This is a genomic window from Pseudomonas sp. S09G 359 (assembly GCF_002843605.1).
Taxonomy (GTDB): domain Bacteria; phylum Pseudomonadota; class Gammaproteobacteria; order Pseudomonadales; family Pseudomonadaceae; genus Aquipseudomonas.
The window spans coordinates 2,563,408-2,580,176 of the sequence record NZ_CP025263.1 but is presented as its reverse complement, the minus strand read 5'-3'; the positions used below and the strand labels follow the sequence as shown (position 1 = coordinate 2,580,176).

Here is a 16,769-nt window from a genome sequence, read left to right as displayed (position 1 = left end):
GTCAGTTGTTCTCCAGTTCAGCGAGGAAGTCGTGCATATCGCTCAGGTCTTGATCCAAATGGGTATTGAGGCTGCCGGCGACAAGCTCGGCATACGCTTCGAGGGATGAGGCTTTGAAAATCAGCTCCAGCGCCAGACTGCCACCCAGCTCAAGCTGGGCCTGTGCCGTGGCCTGGGTAGCGAGCAGGGAGTGGCCGCCCAACTCAAAGAAGTTGTCGTCGAGGCCCACCTGGTCGCGCTTCAACACGCTCTGCCAGATGCCGGCCAGCGTGCACTGCAACTCGGTGACCGGGGCCACATAACGCAGGCGCCCATGTTCCAGGTCTGGCAATGGCAGAGCCTTGCGGTCGATCTTGCCGTTGGGGTTGAGTGGGAAGCGCTCCAGCAACACCCACTGGGACGGCACCATGTAGCCGGGCAACGTCAACTCCAGCGCGGCCTTGAGCACCTTGCCCAGTACCCCCGCCTGCTGGCCTGGCGCCTCGGGTACCACATAACCCACCAGCACCTTGCCGTGATCGCCGTCCTGGGCCACCACCAATGCATCGCTGACGCCCGCCTGATCCTTGAGGCGTGCTTCGACCTCACCCAGTTCGATACGGAACCCGCGAATCTTCACCTGATGGTCGATACGCCCGAGGCAATCGATGACGCCGGAGGGGCGCTGCCGAACCAGGTCGCCGGAACGGTAGAGGCGCGCGCCGCAGGTACTGGCCGGGTCCGGCACAAAGCGTTCGGCGGTCATGGCTGGGCGGTTGAGGTAACCGCGTGCCACGCCGTAGCCGCCCAGGTACAACTCGCCGGGCACGCCATCCGGCAACAGGTTGAGTTGCAGGTCGCGTACTTGCAGGCTGCGCTCGCCAATGCGCGTGCCGATCGGTGCGTAAGCCGCTTCACAATAATCATCACTGCCGGCCTTCCAGATCAGCGGGGTCACCACGGTTTCCGTCGGCCCGTAGCCGTTGATGATGAATTGCGGCTTGAGGGCGCGACGCGCCAGCTCAAAGCTGGCCTGCGGCACTGCATCCCCGCCGAAGCAATAAATGCGCACAGCCGGCGGGTTGCCGACCTTTTGCGCATGTTCCGCCAAGTGCTGCAGGTACACGGGGGGGAACGCGGCGACGGTCACGCCATGACGGTGCAAGGCGTCAAAGGTTTGCTCCGGCGTCCACAGCACTTCATCGCGCAGCAACACACGGCCGCCGTGGGTCAAGGTGGTCAACCAGCGCTCATGGGCACCGTCGAAGGCAAACGACATGAACAGTAATTCGCAATCGACCGAGGTCATGCCGTAGCGCTCACCGATGCTTGTGCAATGCATTGCCAGCGGTCCGTGGGTAACGGCGACGCCTTTCGGCTGGCCCGTGGAGCCCGAGGTGTAGATCACATAAGCGAGGTTTTCCGCGTGCAACGCCACCACCGGCTCGGTGGTTGAAAACGGCGCCAGGTCGAGTCGGTCGATTTCCAGCACGTGGGCCCGGGTCGATGGGCGCATCTGTGCGGTCAGGGTGGAATCGGTCAGCAACAATGCCGCTGCGCAATCACTCATCAAATAGGCCAGGCGCTCCGCTGGATGGGTGATATCCAGCGGCACATAGGCGCCACCCGCCTTGAGTACTGCAAGCAATGTCACCAGCAGGTGCTCACTGCGCGGCAAGGCCACCGCCACTCGCACTTCCGGGCCCACGCCCTGGGCGATCAGGGCATGAGCCAACTGATTGGCCCGGCGGTCGAGGCTGGCAAAGTCGAGGCTGCGGTCGTCCTGGATCACCGCCGTATGTGTCGGTGAATGCTGGGCAATCTGCGCGATTCGCTGGTGCACCCACAGCGCCGGCAGCGTTTCCGGCATTGAGTTGGCCGCCACCGCCGCAGCCTCCTGTGCCGGGCTCATCAGTGCAATGTTCGCCAGGCAGGTGTCCGCATGCTCTACCAGCTGCGCCAGCACATTGAGCAGGTGCCCCGCCAGGCGCTCGATGGCCTGAGCGCTGAACTGGGTAGTGGCGTAGTCGAAGTTGAGAATCAGCGTGTGCCCCGCTTCCACCGCCAAGGCCAGGGGATAGTGGGTTTGTTCATGGCTGAGCACTTCGCCAAACGTCAGCCCGGTGGCAGCACTTTGTTGCAGGGCTTCGGCCACTGGATAGTTTTCGAATACCAGCAGTGTGTCGAACAGTGCCTCTCCGCCCAGGCCGGCCAGGCGCTGGACCTCGAACAGCGGCGTGTGCTCGTGCTCGCGTACCGCCAGGTTGATGGCTTGCACCTGCTGCAACCACTGGCCGACGGTCATCTGCGCGCTCGGTTCGGCGATGATCGGCAACGTGTTGATGAACAGGCCAATCTGTTGCTCCGCACCGGGCACCTGGGCCGGGCGCCCGGCCTGTGTCGCACCGAAGGCCACAGCGGACTGGCCGGTATAGCGTTGCAACAGCAACAGCCAGGCCGCTTGCACCAAGGTATTGACCGTAACCTTCTGAGCCCGCGCGAAAGCCGCCAGCTGTTGGCTGGCGGCGCCATCCAATTCACGCATGTGTGCATTGCGGCCAGGTTCGCTATCGAGGCTGCCGAACAAGGCCAGCGCCGGCGCCAGGCGGCTCGGAGCCTCCAGGGCGTGCAGTTGTTGCTGCCAGAAGTGCTCGCTGGCGCCGACGTCCTGCGCCAGCAGCCAGCCGATGTAATCGTGATAACGCCCGGCCGGTGCTGCCACCACCAGGCCCTGATACCGTTGCAGCACCTCACCGAGCAAGCGCGAATAGCTCCAGCCGTCCATCAGGATATGGTGGTTGGAATAGATAAAGTGCCAGGTATCGTCTGCGGTTTGCACCAGCACCAGGCGCAGCAACGGCGCCTGGGCCAACTCGAAGCCACGCTGGCGCTCACTGAGCGCCAGGGCGTCCAACGCGGTCGGCACGTCAGTGCGGTCGCGCCAGTCATGCTCGACAAACGGCAGCGCAGGTAGCCGGTGTACCCATTGCAGCGGGCGTGCCAACTCGCTTTGCCAGATAAACCCGGAACGCAGGATGTCATGGGCCTGCACCGTCGCCTGCCAGGCCGCCTTGAAGCGCGCCACGTCCAAGCCGTGCACATCAACGCGCATCTGGTTGATGTAGTCACCGCCGTCCTGCTGGTACAGCGAGTGGAACAACATGCCTTGCTGCATCGGCGAAAGCGGATAGAGGTCGTCCAGTTCGGCCAGCGGCAGTCCAAGCCCGTCGAGTTGTGCCTGGGTCAAGCCGGCCAGCGGCACATCCGAAGGCGTCAACCCAAGCACGCCAGCCTCGCAGCAATGCTCCACCAACGCTTGCAACTCACGGCCGTACGCCTGCGCCAACTCAGTCATCAGCGCTGCGTCGAAGACTTCAGCGCTGAAGGTCCAGCCCAGGGCCAACTCGCCGTTATAGACCTGGCCGTTGAGCGTCAACAAGCTGCCCAGGGCCGCCTCGTCGTTCTGGTCGCTGCCGGCACTTTCGCCTGCGGGCACGAACAGCGCCTGGTCGTCGTCAAAATTGCCATCGAGCTGGCCAAGGTAGTTGAAGGTGATTGCCGCCGGTGCGCCTTGCAGCGCCGCGCGGCAATCGGCATCCCCCAGGTAACGCAATACGCCGTAGCCGATGCCTTTGTTGGGCACCGCGCGCAGTTGCTCCTTGATGGCCTTGAGCGACTCGCCCGGCAGTTGCGCCGGGGTCAGGCGCACCGGGAACAAGCTGGTGAACCACCCCACGGTACGGGTCAGGTCGATGCCGTTGAACAGCTCCTGACGGCCATGGCCCTCCAGTTGCACCACCGTGCTGGCGTGCCCGGTCCAGCGACACATGACGCGCGCCAGTGCGGTCAGCAACAGGTCGTTGACCTGGGTGCGATAGGCAGCCGGTGCGTCCTGCAACAAGCGCCGGGTTACGGCTTTATCCAAGCGACTGTATACGGTCACGGCGTGACGATTGAGCTGCCCGCCTGCCAGGTTCGCACCGGGCAATGTCTGCGCTTCCATGGCCTGCTGTGCTTGCCAGAACCCCAGCTCGTCGCGCAACGTCGGGCTGACACCGTACTGCGCCAACTGCTGCCCCCAGGCCTGTAAGGCACTGGTCTTGAGCGGCAGTTTGATGGGCTGGCCAGCCACCAATTGTCGATAAACCGTTTGCAGGTCCTCGAACAGGATGCGCCAGGACACCCCATCCACCACCAAGTGATGAACCGCCAGGAACAGCTTCTGCTGGCCGTCTACCAAGGTTGCCAGCACCCCACGCAACAGCGGTCCTTCAGCCAGGTCAAGGCTGCGCTGGGCCTTGTCGCACAGGGCTTGCCAACCTTCCTGGGTGCAGCCTTCGGCGTGCCATAGCACGTCCGGCTGCACACTCTGCTCCGGGTAGTGCGCCTGCCAATGACTGCCCTGCACGAACCTCAGGCGCAAGGCATCGTGATGGCCGACCAGTGCTTGCAGGGCCTGCTCCAGGCGCTGCGGCTCGAGCGGTTGGCGGCACAGCAGCATCACCGACTGGTTCCAGTGGTGACGCTGGCTCTGCACTTCCTCGAAAAATACCTGCTGCACGGGCAACAGCAACTGTTCGCCACGGACCACGCCCTGGTCGATAGACTGCACACTGTCACCCTGCACCGCGACACGGGCCACGCCCTGTACGGTCTGGTGCAGGAACAGGTCCTTGGGCTTGAAATGAATGCCCGCCTGCCGCGCCCGGCTCACCACCTGGATCGAGATGATCGAGTCGCCACCCAGCTCGAAGAAGTTGTCTTGCACCCCGACCCGCTCGAGCCTGAGCACTTTCGCCCAGATCTCGGCCAGTTGCTGTTCCATGGCATTCTGCGGTGCCAGGTAGTGATCTTCGACAGGTTTAAGCTGCGGCTCCGGCAGGGCCTGGCGATCCAGTTTGCCACTGGGCAATACCGGCAACGCCTCCAACACAACCCAGTGCGCCGGCTGCATGTAATCCGGCAGGCTGTCGGCGAGTTGCACCTTGATCGCGTCCAGGGCGTGCTCACTGTCGAGCACCAGGTAAGCCACCAGTTGCTGCGCCGCCGACGTGCGCACCACGGCTTCGCGCACGCTGGCATACGTGTGCAGGCGCGCCTCGATCTCGCCCAGTTCAATACGCAAACCGCGAATCTTCACTTGGTGGTCGATACGCCCGATGTAATCGAATACCCCGGCCGCGTCACGGCGCACCAGATCACCGGTGCGGTACAGGCGAGCACCGGTGGTGCTGAAAGGGTCCGGGACAAACTGCTGCGCGGTCAGCCCGGGACGGCCCAGGTAGCCACGCGCCAGGCCTTCACCGCCAATATACAGCTCGCCGATACCAGCGTACGGCAGCAAATTGGCGTTGGTATCCAGTACACAGGCCGAACGCGCACCCACCGGCTCACCGATGGCAGCATAGGTGCCCTGGGCCATTCGTTGCGCCTCACAGGCCCAGATCAACGGGCTGATGACCGCTTCGGTGGGGCCGTAGGCGTTGAACAGCCGCTCGGGACGAATCACCTTCAATGCCGCCAATTGGCCGGCACCCCAGGCCTCGCCGCCGAGGATGCACACGCGCACATCGACACCGGCCTGCGTTGGGTCCGCGTGCTGGGCCATCGCATTCAAATAGCTCGGCGGCAGGTCGAGGATGCTGATGTGGTGCTGGCGAATCTGGTTCAACAAGTGTTCGAACGACCATTGCCCCACGTCGCCCAGCACCAGGCGCGCGCCGTGGATCAACGGCATGAAGATTTGCTCGGCGGCCGCGTCAAAGCTGATGGAGGCGAAATGCAGCTGGCAATCGTCACGGGTCACCGCATAGCGTTCACCTGCCGCGCGGCAATGCATGCTCAGGGCTGCGTGCTCGATGCCCACGCCTTTGGGCTGCCCGGTGGAGCCTGAGGTGTAAATGATGTAGGCGAGCCCTTCCCCGCGCATGCCGTTCGGTACCGCAGCACCGACCTGCTCGTCACTGCCGTCCAGCAGCACGTGCTGCACACCGGCAACCACCGGCAGCCGTTCAACCACATCGGCCTGGCTGAGCAGTACCGTGATGCGGCTGTCGGCAATCATGTAGGCGAGGCGTTCAGCGGGGTATGCCAGGTCCAGCGGCACATAGGCGGCACCGGCCTTGAAGATCGCCAGCAGGCCCACCACCAGCTCGACACCCCGCGGCAATGCAAGGCCCACCGGCGTTTCGCTGCCGACGCCGGCTTCGAGCAGACGCTGGGCCAGATGGTTGGCTCGTGCATCCAGCTGGCGATAGCTCAGGTGCTGATCACCCGCGATCACCGCGATCGCGTCAGGCGCCAGCAGGGCTTGCCGTTCAAACAGGCTGATCACACTGGCGCCTTCACCCGCCGGCCGCTGCCCATGGCTGATCAGCGCACGTTGCTCGGCGGGCGTGTGCAAGGCCAATTGACCAATCGCCTGATGCGGATCGGCAACCATCGCCGCCAGCAATTGGTGCCAATGCTGAGCCAGGGTGTGCAGGGTCGTGGCGTCGAACAGGTCAGCCGCATAAATGAACGAGGCGCGCAGCCCGTGATCAGTCTCCAAAGTTTCCAGGGTCAGGTCGAACTGTGCCATGCCCCCGGCCAACACCACTTCCTCGGCCTTGAGCCCGGGCAGGCTGTCACTGCCCGCCGCGCCGACGGTGTTGAGGTGGTTGTACATCACCTGAAACAACGGGTTGTGTTGCAGGCTGCGTTGCGGGTTCAGCGCCTCCACCAGCTTGTCGAACGGCAGGTCCTGATGGGCCTGGGCCGCCAAGGCGGTGGTCTTGCTCTGCTGCAGAACCTCCAGCACCGACAACTGCGGGTCCAGTTGCAGGCGTAGCACCAAGGTGTTGACGAAAAAGCCCACAACGCCTTCCAGTTCCTGAGCGTTACGGTTGCTGACCGGCACGCCGATGCGCACGTCATCGCTGCTCGAATAGCGCTGCAGCAGCACACCGAATGAGGCAACAAACAGCTGGAAAAGCGTCAGCTGGCTGCGCTGAGCCAGGCCGCGCACGCCCGACGCCAACAGCGGATCAAGCGTGAAATCCACGCGGCCCTCGCGGTAGCCCTGGCCGTCGCGACGCGGGTGATCGGTGGCCAGTTCCAGCACCGGATGCTCGGTGCCCAATTGCCCACGCCAGTAGTCCAGTTGGCGCTGCATTTCGCCCGTGGCCAGCCAGTCGCGCTGCCATTGCGCATAGTCACTGTATTGCACCGCCAACGCTGACAGTTGCGGGGCCTGGCCGGCGTGGAACGCCGCATACAGCGCGGCGAACTCACGCCCCAGCACGCCCATGGACGCGCCATCGGAAATGATGTGATGCAACGTCACCACCAGCAGATGCTGTTGTGGCTCGAGCTGGAACACCTTGACCCGCATCAACGGGCCGTCGGCCAGGTCAAACAACGCGTGCGTCTCGGCCAGCACCGCAGGCTCCACCGAACCCGCCAGCGACTGCCATTGCACCGCAACCCGTGATTGCGCCTCTACCTGCTGGCACAACACATCGCCGTCAAGCACGAAGCGAGTACGAAATGCCTCATGACGGGCAGCCAGCGCCGCGAACGTTTGCTCCAGCGCCCGACGGTCCAGCTCGCCCTGCAGCTTGACGATGATCGGCGTGTGATAGGCAACGCTGTCGGGCTCCAGGGTCCAGAACAGCCACTGGCGCTGCTGCGCAAACGAGGCCAGCCGAGGTTGCTGGCCGGTCAGGCGCGTGAGCGCCGGACGCGTGCCGACAGGATCAGCCAGCGCCACCGCGGCACAAAACTCACCGAAGCTGGCGGTTTCGAACACCGTGCGCAGGGCCACATCAGTACCCAGCACACGTCGAGCTCGGGAGATGATTTGGGTGGCCAGCAGGGAATGACCACCCAGGCTGAAGAAGTTGTCTTGCAGGCCCACCTGCTCGACCTTCAGCACCTGGGCCCAGACGCTGGCCAGGCGTTTTTGCAGGTCGGTAACCGGCGCCTCGTACAGCACGCGTGGCAGGTCGTGCTGCAGCGCGGCCAGCGCCTGCAAGTCGAGCTTGCCATTGAGGGTCAGCGGCAGAGCATCAAGGCAGACAAACGTGGCGGGCACCATGTAGTCCGGCAGTTCGGCACTCAGCGCGTGGCGCAGCTCTTCGTTGCTGCAAGCGTGATCGAGGACCACGTACGCGACGATGTGCGGGTTGTTCGCCTCGCCGGCCACAAGCGTAACCGCCTCGCGCACTGCCGCATGCTGGCGCAGGCAGGCGTTGATCTCACCCAATTCGATCCGGTAGCCGCGCACTTTGACTTGATGGTCGACCCGGCCCTTGAATTCGATCGTGCCGTCAGCACGGCTGCGAACCAGGTCGCCGGTGCGATACAAGCGCTCCCCAGCCACACCGAACGGGTGCGGTACAAAGCGCTCGGCGGTCATGGCTGCACGCCCGAGGTAGCCACGGGCCAGGCCTGCACCGCCCAGGTATAACTCGGCGCAGGCACCGACCATTGCCGGTTGCAGGCCATCTTCCAGCACCCATGCTGTGGTATTGGGCAGCGGCCGTCCCAGGGACGCCATCGCCTGCTCAGGCAGCTCATCTGCCGTGGTCAGTACGCCAACCGTGGTCTCGGTCGGCCCGTAGTGATTGACCACGCGACACTCTCCACCCAACGCACGGATGCGTTCCAGTAATGCCGGGGAAGCTGCCTCGCCGCCCATGACCAGGCACTGGCGTGGCAACCCGCTGGCAGCTGGGTTGTCACTGAGCAATGCCTCCATATGGGACGGCACGATCTTCAACACATCGATTTGCTGTTCGGCCATGTAGGCACCAAACCGCTCTGCATCCAGGGTCAGGTCAAGGCCCAGCACATGCAGGGCGCAACCGGAACATAGCGCGCCAAACAAGGTGGTATGCCCCAGGTCGGCGGACAAGGTCGAGACCACTGCCATGCTGCGCGCATCGGCCAACGGCAAGGTGTGCAGGATGCCTTGTACGTAGTTGACCAGGGAGCGATGGCTGAGACTCACACCTTTGGCCGTACCCGTGGAGCCGGAGGTGTAGATCACGTAAGCCAGGTGATCGGGGTTCAGCGCCAGGTCCGGGTTGCTGGCGGGAAGCTCATCGTGAGCATCGATGAGCACCGACTGGACACCCGCCAGCACCGGCAGGCGTTCGCTGACGTCCGCCTGGGTCACGAGCAACCGGATACCACTGTCCTGCGCCATGTGTACCAGGCGCTGGGGCGGGAAGTCCGGGTCCAGCGGCACATACGCCCCGCCCGCCTTGAGCACCGCCAGCATGCCCACCACCATCTGCAGCGAGCGTTCGACGGCAATCCCCACCGGCACATCCGGCCCCACGCCCAACGCGATCAAACGGTGCGCAAGGCGGTTGGCCTGCGCGTTCAACTCGCGGTAGCTCAACGCATGGCCGCTGAACACCAGGGCGGTGGCGTCGGGCACGCTGGCGGCCTGGCGCTCGATCAGATGATGGATGCATAGCTGCGAATCACCCTCGACGAGCGGCTCATTGCCCTGCCCCACTGCCTGCTGCGCCTGCCCGGCCGTCAGTAGCGGCAAGTCGCCGATACGCGCCTTGGGATCTCTCACCAACGCAGCCAGCAGCGCTTGCCAGTAATCGGCCAGGCGCTCGATGGTTTGCGCGGTGAACAGGTCGCTGGCATAGGTGAAAGCGGCGCATAACTGCCCGCCACGCTCGAAGGTATCCAGGGTCAAATCGAAGCGCGTGGTACGGCTGGCCCATTGCACCTGGCTCAATTGCAAATCAGCACTGACGGTCAGGGTTTCCAGGTCGGCGACTTGCGGTTGGTGGTTGTACATCACCTGGAACAGCGGGTGATGACTCGCATCACGGGCCAGGTTCAAGCCCTCCACCAATTGCTCGAACGGCAGGTCCTGATGCGCTTGAGCCCCCAATGCGGCAGCCTTGACTTGCTGGATCAACTGGTCAGCTGGCACCTGCGCATCGAATTGCATCCGCAGCACTTGGGTGTTGACGAAAAAGCCGATCAACCCCTCTATTTCACTGCGGTTGCGGTTGGCGATCGGCACGCCGATACGGATGTCGTCCTGGCCACAATAACGGTGCAACAGGGTGCCGAATGCCCCCAGCAGCAACATGAATAGCGTGACTTCCTGTTGACGTGCGCTGTGACGCAAGCCGTCGGCCAGATCCTTGGCAATCACCCACTCATGTCGTGCACCACGCTGGCTGGGCCGAGCAGGACGCGGGTGGTCGGTAGGCATGTTCAGTACCGGGTGCTCCTCACCCAGCACTCCACGCCAATAGTCGAGCTGACGCTGTTGCTCGCCCGCCTCCAGCCAACGGCGCTGCCAAAGGGCGTAGTCGGAATACTGGATCGGCAAGGGTTCAAGACGCGGCGCCAGGCCCGCATCGATCGCACCGTACAGCTGCGTGAACTCCTCGATCAGCACGCCCATGGACCAACCATCAGAAACGATATGGTGCAATGTCAGCAGCAGCACGTGCTCCTGCTCGGCCAGCTTGATCACTTGCACCCGCAGCAAGGGCCCCTGGCTCAAGTCGAAAGGTTCCAAGGCCACGCGCTCGGCCTCACCCTGCACCCAGGCCTCCCGCGCGTCGGCAGCCCGGGACGAAATATCCGTGTGAGTGATGTGCAACGGCTGCTGGCAAGGCACTTGCCGGGCCTGGTCATCCGCGTCCTGGACAAACACCGTACGCAGCGTTTCATGGCGCTCGACCAGCGCCATAAAGGCCTGCTCCAGGGCCGGGCTGTTCAGCCGCCCGACCAGGCGCACCGCGCTGGGCAAGTTATAGGCGCCACTGGCCGGGTCCAACTGCCAAAGAAACCACATCCGTTGCTGGGCGTAGGACAGCGCCTGGCGATCCTCAGCCTCCACACCTGCCGGAATCGGAAACCGCGAAAAATCCACCCCTTCTTTCTGCAAGGCCTGCAGGAACATCTGGCGTTTTTCCAGGGGCAACCCGATAAACCGGCGAGCAAGTTTCAGGGAGTCTTCAGCATTCATTTGTTGGGATCCGGAGCAATAGGCAGGAAGCACAAAGGCACGTCGTCCCTATAAAACGAATCGCGGAGGGAAAAATTAGCGCAGGGATGCTGGCGTGGGGGAGGTGTCATCAAGGGTTACATCAAAGCCGGGAAAGGCTTCTCCAACCGAGCTAGCATTGACGAACACCACTTTTTGCAACTACATTTAGTTACACGCAGGGAACGCCGTGTCCAAAAATGAAAAGCTGCTCGCCAAACTGCTCAATGAGCAAATGGCATTTACCTGGCCCGAGCTCGTCACACTGCTCCGCTGGCTTGGCTATACACAGATCGAGGGGGCTGGAAGCCGCGTCAAATTCGACATCGGCGACCCCAGTGCAATGATCACCTTGCACAGGCCCCACCCCGGCAACGAACTGAAACACTACATTCGGCGCCAGATCATCGAACAATTGAAATCAGGAGGATGGGTTCAGTGGACAACCAACTGAAACATAAAGGCTACATCGGCTCTATCGAGGCCAGCGTCGAGGACAACTGCCTGTTCGGCAAGATCCTGTTCATCAAGGCGTTGGTGAGCTACGAAGGGAAAACCGTTGCCGAACTCGACGCGGCGTTCCGGGAGGCGGTGGAAGATTATCTCGCTACCTGCCAGAGCCTTGGGCAAACGCCGGAGAAACCTTGCAAAGGTTCTTTCAATGTCCGAGTGGGCCACGACCTGCACCTGGCGGCAGCGCTGGTGGCGATCCGCAAAAAGGTGACCCTCAACGAACTGACCCGCCAAGCGCTGGATGAATTTCTGCAGCACCACAGCAGCGATGCGTCCCCGGCGATCGGCTGATCAGCCCAACCGCCGATACCCCAACACTGCTGAACCCAGCACCACCGCCCCCGCGGCCAACGCCACCCAGAAGCCGCTGGTGGCGCCAAAATGGTCGATCATCCAGCCCGAGCTGGCGGCACCGATGGCCACGCCAATGCTGAGGCCGGTGATCAGCCAGGTCATGCCTTCGGTGAGGCGGCTGGGCGGCACGATTCGTTCCACCAGGGCCATGGACACGATCAAGGTAGGCGCGAAGAACAAGCCGGAGATGAAGATTGCCGCCGCCAGGCCCGGAATGTTGCTCACCAGCAGCAACGGCAAGGTGGTCAGCGCCGTCGCCACGCCGCAGAACAGGAACTGCCGGGGCAACGGCGCCTTGAGTTTGAGTGTGCCAAATGCCAACCCCGCGAGGCACGAACCGATGGCATACACCGACAGCACGATACTCGCCGCCGCAGGCTGCCCCTGATGCTGGGCGAACGCCACGCTGACCACGTCCACCACACCGACAATCACGCCCATGTCCAACAGCAGGATCATCAGGATCAGCACCGCAGGCGAGGCGATCAGCCAGCGGCCGTGATGATCATGGTGCGCGTGCACTGGCGGTTCAGTCGCACGCTGCAGCACAAAGGTGGTTACGCCCACCGCCAGCAGCAACGCCGCCACCAAGGGGCCGGCTTCCGGGAACAGCACCACGCTCAGTCCGACTGAAATCGGCGGGCCGATGATAAAGCACACTTCATCCAACACCGACTCCAGGGCAAACGCGGTTTGCAGCCTGGGCTGGCCCCGGTACAGCTCGGTCCAGCGCGCACGTACCATGGCCGACATATTCGGTATGCAGCCGGCCAGGGCGGCGAACAGGAACAACGTCCAGCTCGGCGCCTGCAAGCGGGTGCACAGCAACAGCATCAGCAATGCCCCGCCGCCGATCAACGCCGCAATCGGCAGCACGCGGCCCTGGCCGTAGCGGTCGACCAGCCGCGACACCTGCGGCGCGCAAAACGCCGTGGCCAGCGCAAACACCGCCGCCACCGAGCCAGCCAGGCCATAGCCGCCATGCACTTGCGACAACATGGTGATCAGGCCAATGCCGGTCATCGACACCGGCATCCGCGCCAACATGCCTGCCAGCACAAACGCCCGGGCGCCGGGGGCCTGGAACAACTCTGCGTAAGGGTTTGCCATGCTCACACCAACCGCTTGATCTGCTTGTGCCGCCACACCAACCGGTAATACGCGGTCTGCAACGCCAGCATCGCCAGGTACGTCAGCGGAAACGCCATCCACACCCCTTCCAGGCCGAAATGCGCGTTGAGCAGATACGCCATCGGTAGTTCCACGCACAGCACGCAGAATATCGAGATAGCCACCGGCATCAGCACCACGCCACTGGCGCGCATGATGCCGCCGATCACGGCCTGGAAGCCAAATACCAGGATGCTCCACAACATGATGTGCAACAGGTGTTCGGCGTTGACCCGCGCCACGTCGTCGGTGATGAACAGGCCAAGCAACCAGTGCGATAACACATAGCCCAACACAATCAGGCCACCGGTCAGGCAGGTGTTGATCAGCAACCCGGTACGCAGGATCGGCCCGATGCGTTCCAGCCGCCCGGCGCCAATCGCCTGGGCACCGAGAATCGAGGCCGTGATGGCAATCGACAGTGCGGGGAATTGCACATAGTTGACGATCTGGGTCACCGCGCCGTACGCCGCCGTGGCCTGGGAACCATGGCCATTGACCAGGGCCAGGATGACCAGCTCCGACAGCGACAGCACCACCATCTGCAAGCCGGTGGGCAAGCCGATACGCAGGACTTTGCCGAGGATCACGCGGTCCAGGCGCAAGGCCGCGAGCAGCTCACGGTCGGGCGCCATCACATGGTTTTTATGCCGCAGGCGCAGGATCAGAAACAGCATGGCCGACGCGTTACCCACCAAGCCTGCATACACCGCGCTCTGGATGCCCAGGGGCGGCAGGCCAACCCAGCCACGGATCAGCGCCGGGGTCAGCAGCAGGCCCACCAGGGTCGAGACCATCAGTGCCAGCAACGGCGAGATCGTGTCGCTGACCCCGCGCAGCAACTGGGTATAGAGAATGAACACCAGCAGCAGCGGCATGATCAGCATCATCATCTGGGCATAACCCACCGCATCGTCGAGTACATCCAACGGCGTGCCCAGCGCCTGCAACGCCGGGCGTGCGAACAGGCTGCCCAACACTGCCGCAATCAGGCCCACCAGCGCGCCGAGGGTCAGGGTGGCGCCGGTAATCGACTTGACCATTGCGGTTTCCTGGGCGCCCCAGGCCTGGCCGATCAATACCGAGGCGCCCGCCCCCAGGCCGATCACCAAGGCAATAAAGAAAAACACGATGGGGAACATCCCCGACACCGCCGCCAGCGCCTGGGTACCGAGCATTTGCCCGACATAGATACCATTGAGCGTGCCGGAAAAACTCTGCAGGAAGTTGGACAGCACCATCGGTGCCAGGAAGATCAGGTAGACCTGCCACAGCGGGCGTTGCAAAGGGCTTTGCATGAAGAACGGGGCCTCGAAGAGCTAAAGCGTCCGAGGTTTATACCGTAATTGGATCCTATCTTCCTGCGCTTTATCAGTGCAGGGGCTCAACCACCAGGCGGCCATCGTGCAGCGTTGCCCACAAGTGCTGGACCTCACCGCGCAACACGCACTCGGCAATCGCCGGCTCCAGCTCGACCCGCAAGCGCCGGTTCAATGCGCGCGCACCAAAACGCACGTCGTGCTGGCGACATAGCCACGCCCGCGCCTGCGCATCCACCGTCAAAGCGCATTGTTGCGCCGCCAGGCGTCTGTTGAGCTTGGCCAACTCCACGTCCAGCAAGGCCTCCAGCCACTGGGCGTCGATGGGCTCGAACAGCAGGATGCGGTCGATGCGGTTGAGGAACTCCGGTTCGAAGTGCCCGTGCAATGCTTCTTCCAGCACCGCCGCCTCGCCTCGGGCAAATACCCGCAGCAGGCGCCGCCAGCCCCGGGCAAAACGTTGGCGATGCCGACGCGCCTGGTGCGCGCCGATATTGCTGGTCATGAAGATCAGGCTGTTACGAAAGTCCAGGGTGCGCGTGCCGCCGGCCAGGGTCAGTTGGCCGTTTTCAAGGATGCCGAGCAGGCTGCGCACCACCTCATGGCTGGCCTTTTCCAGTTCATCGAACAACACAATCCCGGGCGTGCTGTAGGTGCCCTGGATCAACTCGCTGTTGAACAGGCTGATGCCTTCCTTGCTGCCCACATAGCCAGGCGGCGCACCGGTGAGTGCAGCGGCGTAATGCTCCTGAGCCAGGGTGTGCATGTCGATACGGCAGAAACCGTCGGCACGCCCGTGCAGTGCCTGGGCCAGCAGGCGCACGATTTCGGTCTTGCCCACCCCGGTCGGGCCCATGAACAGGTTGACGCTCAGGGGCCGGTCACGCTCGCCGATATCCGCCTTGACCACCTTGAGCAGGCCTTCCACCTGGGCCAGCGCCGCGTCCTGGCCGACAATTCGGCTGCGCAACAAGGCCATCACCTGGGCCGGGTCAAAGGTAAAACGCATGCCCTACCCCGCCGTTTTTTCTTTACCAGCGTGGGGCAGTTGCCCCACCGGGCACTCGGCCACGCCCACGGTACTGCGGGTGATTTTCTCGACATTTTCCTGGGCCTTTTGCGCGTCCAGCACCCAGGTGCGGTAGAACTCAAACGGGCAATCCGCCACGCCCTTGTCGCCATCGCCCGAGGCATGCATGCCGGTGTAACCCCGGTGCAGCAACTTGAACAGATGGTTCTGCGACTGGTCGTTAGCCCGCGCATCGCGAATCTGCAAAACCGAAAGCTGCGCGTACTGAATGCCCATTTCCTCCTCGCCGCACTCGCCGAGCGTGCGCCCGTCAAAGCCAATAATCGCCGAGTGGCCGAAGTACGAATACACCCCGTCGAAGCCCGCCGCGTTGGCCACGGCCACATAACAGTTATTCGCCCAGGCCATACTCTTGGACATCTGCACCTGCTGTTCCTTGGCCGGGTACATATAGCCCTGGCAGCGCACGATCAACTCCGCGCCCTTCATCGCGCAATCGCGCCAGATCTCCGGGTAGTTGCCGTCATCGCAGATGATCAGGCTGATCTTCATGCCCTTGGGCCCGTCGCACACATAGGTGCGATCACCGGGATACCAGCCCTCGATGGGGCACCAGGGGATGCACTTGCGATAGCGCTGCACGATTTCGCCGAGGTTATTGATCAGCACCAAGGTGTTGTAGGGCGCCTTGTGCGGATGCTCCTCATGGCGCTCGCCGGTCAGGGAAAACACGCCCCAGGTATTTGCCTGACGGCAGGCGGCGGAGAAAATCGCGGTTTCTTCACCGGGGATGCTCGCGGCGGTGGCCATCATCTCGGCATGGTCGTACATGATGCCCATGGTGCTGTATTCCGGGAACACCACCAGGTCCATGCCGGGCAGGCCCTGCTTCATGCCGACAATGATGTCGGCAATCTTCTTCGCGTTATCGATAACCTCGGCCTTGCTGTGCAGGCGCGGCATCTTGTAGTTCACTACCGCGACACCGACGGTGTCCGGGCTGCTGGAAATGTCGCCATGACGCATAACAACGCTCCTGGTCTAGTGGCTGATCATCCACGGGCGTGGCCCGGTCTTGGTCTTCAGGCCCAACGGGTTGGCCTTGCTCGGCAGCACCTTCTTGCTGGTGCCGCAACAGCTGCAACCGGCCGGGTGCCTGCGGCTTTCCTGGTATTCGCCGACAGTTTGCGGCGCGTGGGCGCTGCGTTCATTGCCGGCGATGGCCTTGCGTTGGTTGGCCGACAGCGTTTGCAGCGCCGGGGCCGATACCAGCAGTTGCCCACCCGCGCCCGCGCAGTACGGGCATTGGCTGGGTTCGTTGCGCTGGGCGATCGGCCGTAGCAGGGTGAAGGTGCCGCACGCCTCGCAGGCGTATTCGTAGGTCGGCATG

8 protein-coding genes are annotated in these 16,769 nt (G+C 63.2%); 2 read left to right on the top strand and 6 right to left on the bottom strand.

Annotated features, from left to right (window positions below; translation table 11 throughout):
* Window position 1: 1 nt before the first annotated feature.
* A complete protein-coding gene (locus CXQ82_RS11765) occupies window positions 2-10,975 on the bottom strand; it encodes a non-ribosomal peptide synthetase (protein ID WP_101269045.1) in 10,974 nt (3,657 codons plus the stop codon).
* Window positions 10,976-11,183: 208 nt separating this feature from the next.
* On the opposite strand from CXQ82_RS11765, the gene CXQ82_RS11760 reads away from it, so the two are divergent.
* On the top strand, window positions 11,184-11,447 hold the full coding sequence (locus CXQ82_RS11760) for a type II toxin-antitoxin system HicA family toxin (RefSeq protein ID WP_101269043.1): 264 nt from the start codon (window positions 11,184-11,186) through the stop codon (window positions 11,445-11,447).
* A complete protein-coding gene (locus tag CXQ82_RS11755) occupies window positions 11,432-11,797 on the top strand; it encodes a type II toxin-antitoxin system HicB family antitoxin (RefSeq protein WP_101269041.1) in 366 nt (121 codons plus the stop codon). The genes CXQ82_RS11760 and CXQ82_RS11755 overlap by 16 nt, the downstream gene beginning before the upstream one ends.
* Here CXQ82_RS11755 and CXQ82_RS11750 read toward each other — a convergent pair whose 3' ends face one another.
* The 5 genes from CXQ82_RS11750 to CXQ82_RS11730 all read right to left on the bottom strand — a co-directional run bounded on the left by CXQ82_RS11750 (window position 11,798) and on the right by CXQ82_RS11730 (window position 16,768).
* Window positions 11,798-12,970 carry an MFS transporter gene (locus CXQ82_RS11750; RefSeq protein WP_101269040.1) on the bottom strand — a complete coding sequence of 391 codons (1,173 nt, stop codon included), beginning with the start codon at window positions 12,968-12,970 and terminating at the stop codon, window positions 11,798-11,800.
* A gap of 2 nt (window positions 12,971-12,972) precedes the next feature.
* Complete coding sequence (locus CXQ82_RS11745) at window positions 12,973-14,328, bottom strand: MATE family efflux transporter (RefSeq protein WP_101269038.1); 1,356 nt, start codon at window positions 14,326-14,328, stop codon at window positions 12,973-12,975.
* A 73-nt stretch (window positions 14,329-14,401) separates the two neighbouring features.
* The gene (locus CXQ82_RS11740; protein ID WP_101269036.1) at window positions 14,402-15,358 is read right to left on the bottom strand and encodes an AAA family ATPase; all 957 of its coding nucleotides are present in this window, start codon (window positions 15,356-15,358) and stop codon (window positions 14,402-14,404) included.
* Between the two features lie 3 nt (window positions 15,359-15,361).
* Window positions 15,362-16,405: an aliphatic amidase gene (locus tag CXQ82_RS11735; RefSeq protein ID WP_101269034.1), complete on the bottom strand. Its 1,044-nt coding sequence runs from the start codon at window positions 16,403-16,405 to the stop codon at window positions 15,362-15,364.
* A 15-nt stretch (window positions 16,406-16,420) separates the two neighbouring features.
* Complete coding sequence (locus CXQ82_RS11730; protein ID WP_101269032.1) at window positions 16,421-16,768, bottom strand: zinc ribbon domain-containing protein; 348 nt, start codon at window positions 16,766-16,768, stop codon at window positions 16,421-16,423.
* Window position 16,769: the final 1 nt, after the last annotated feature.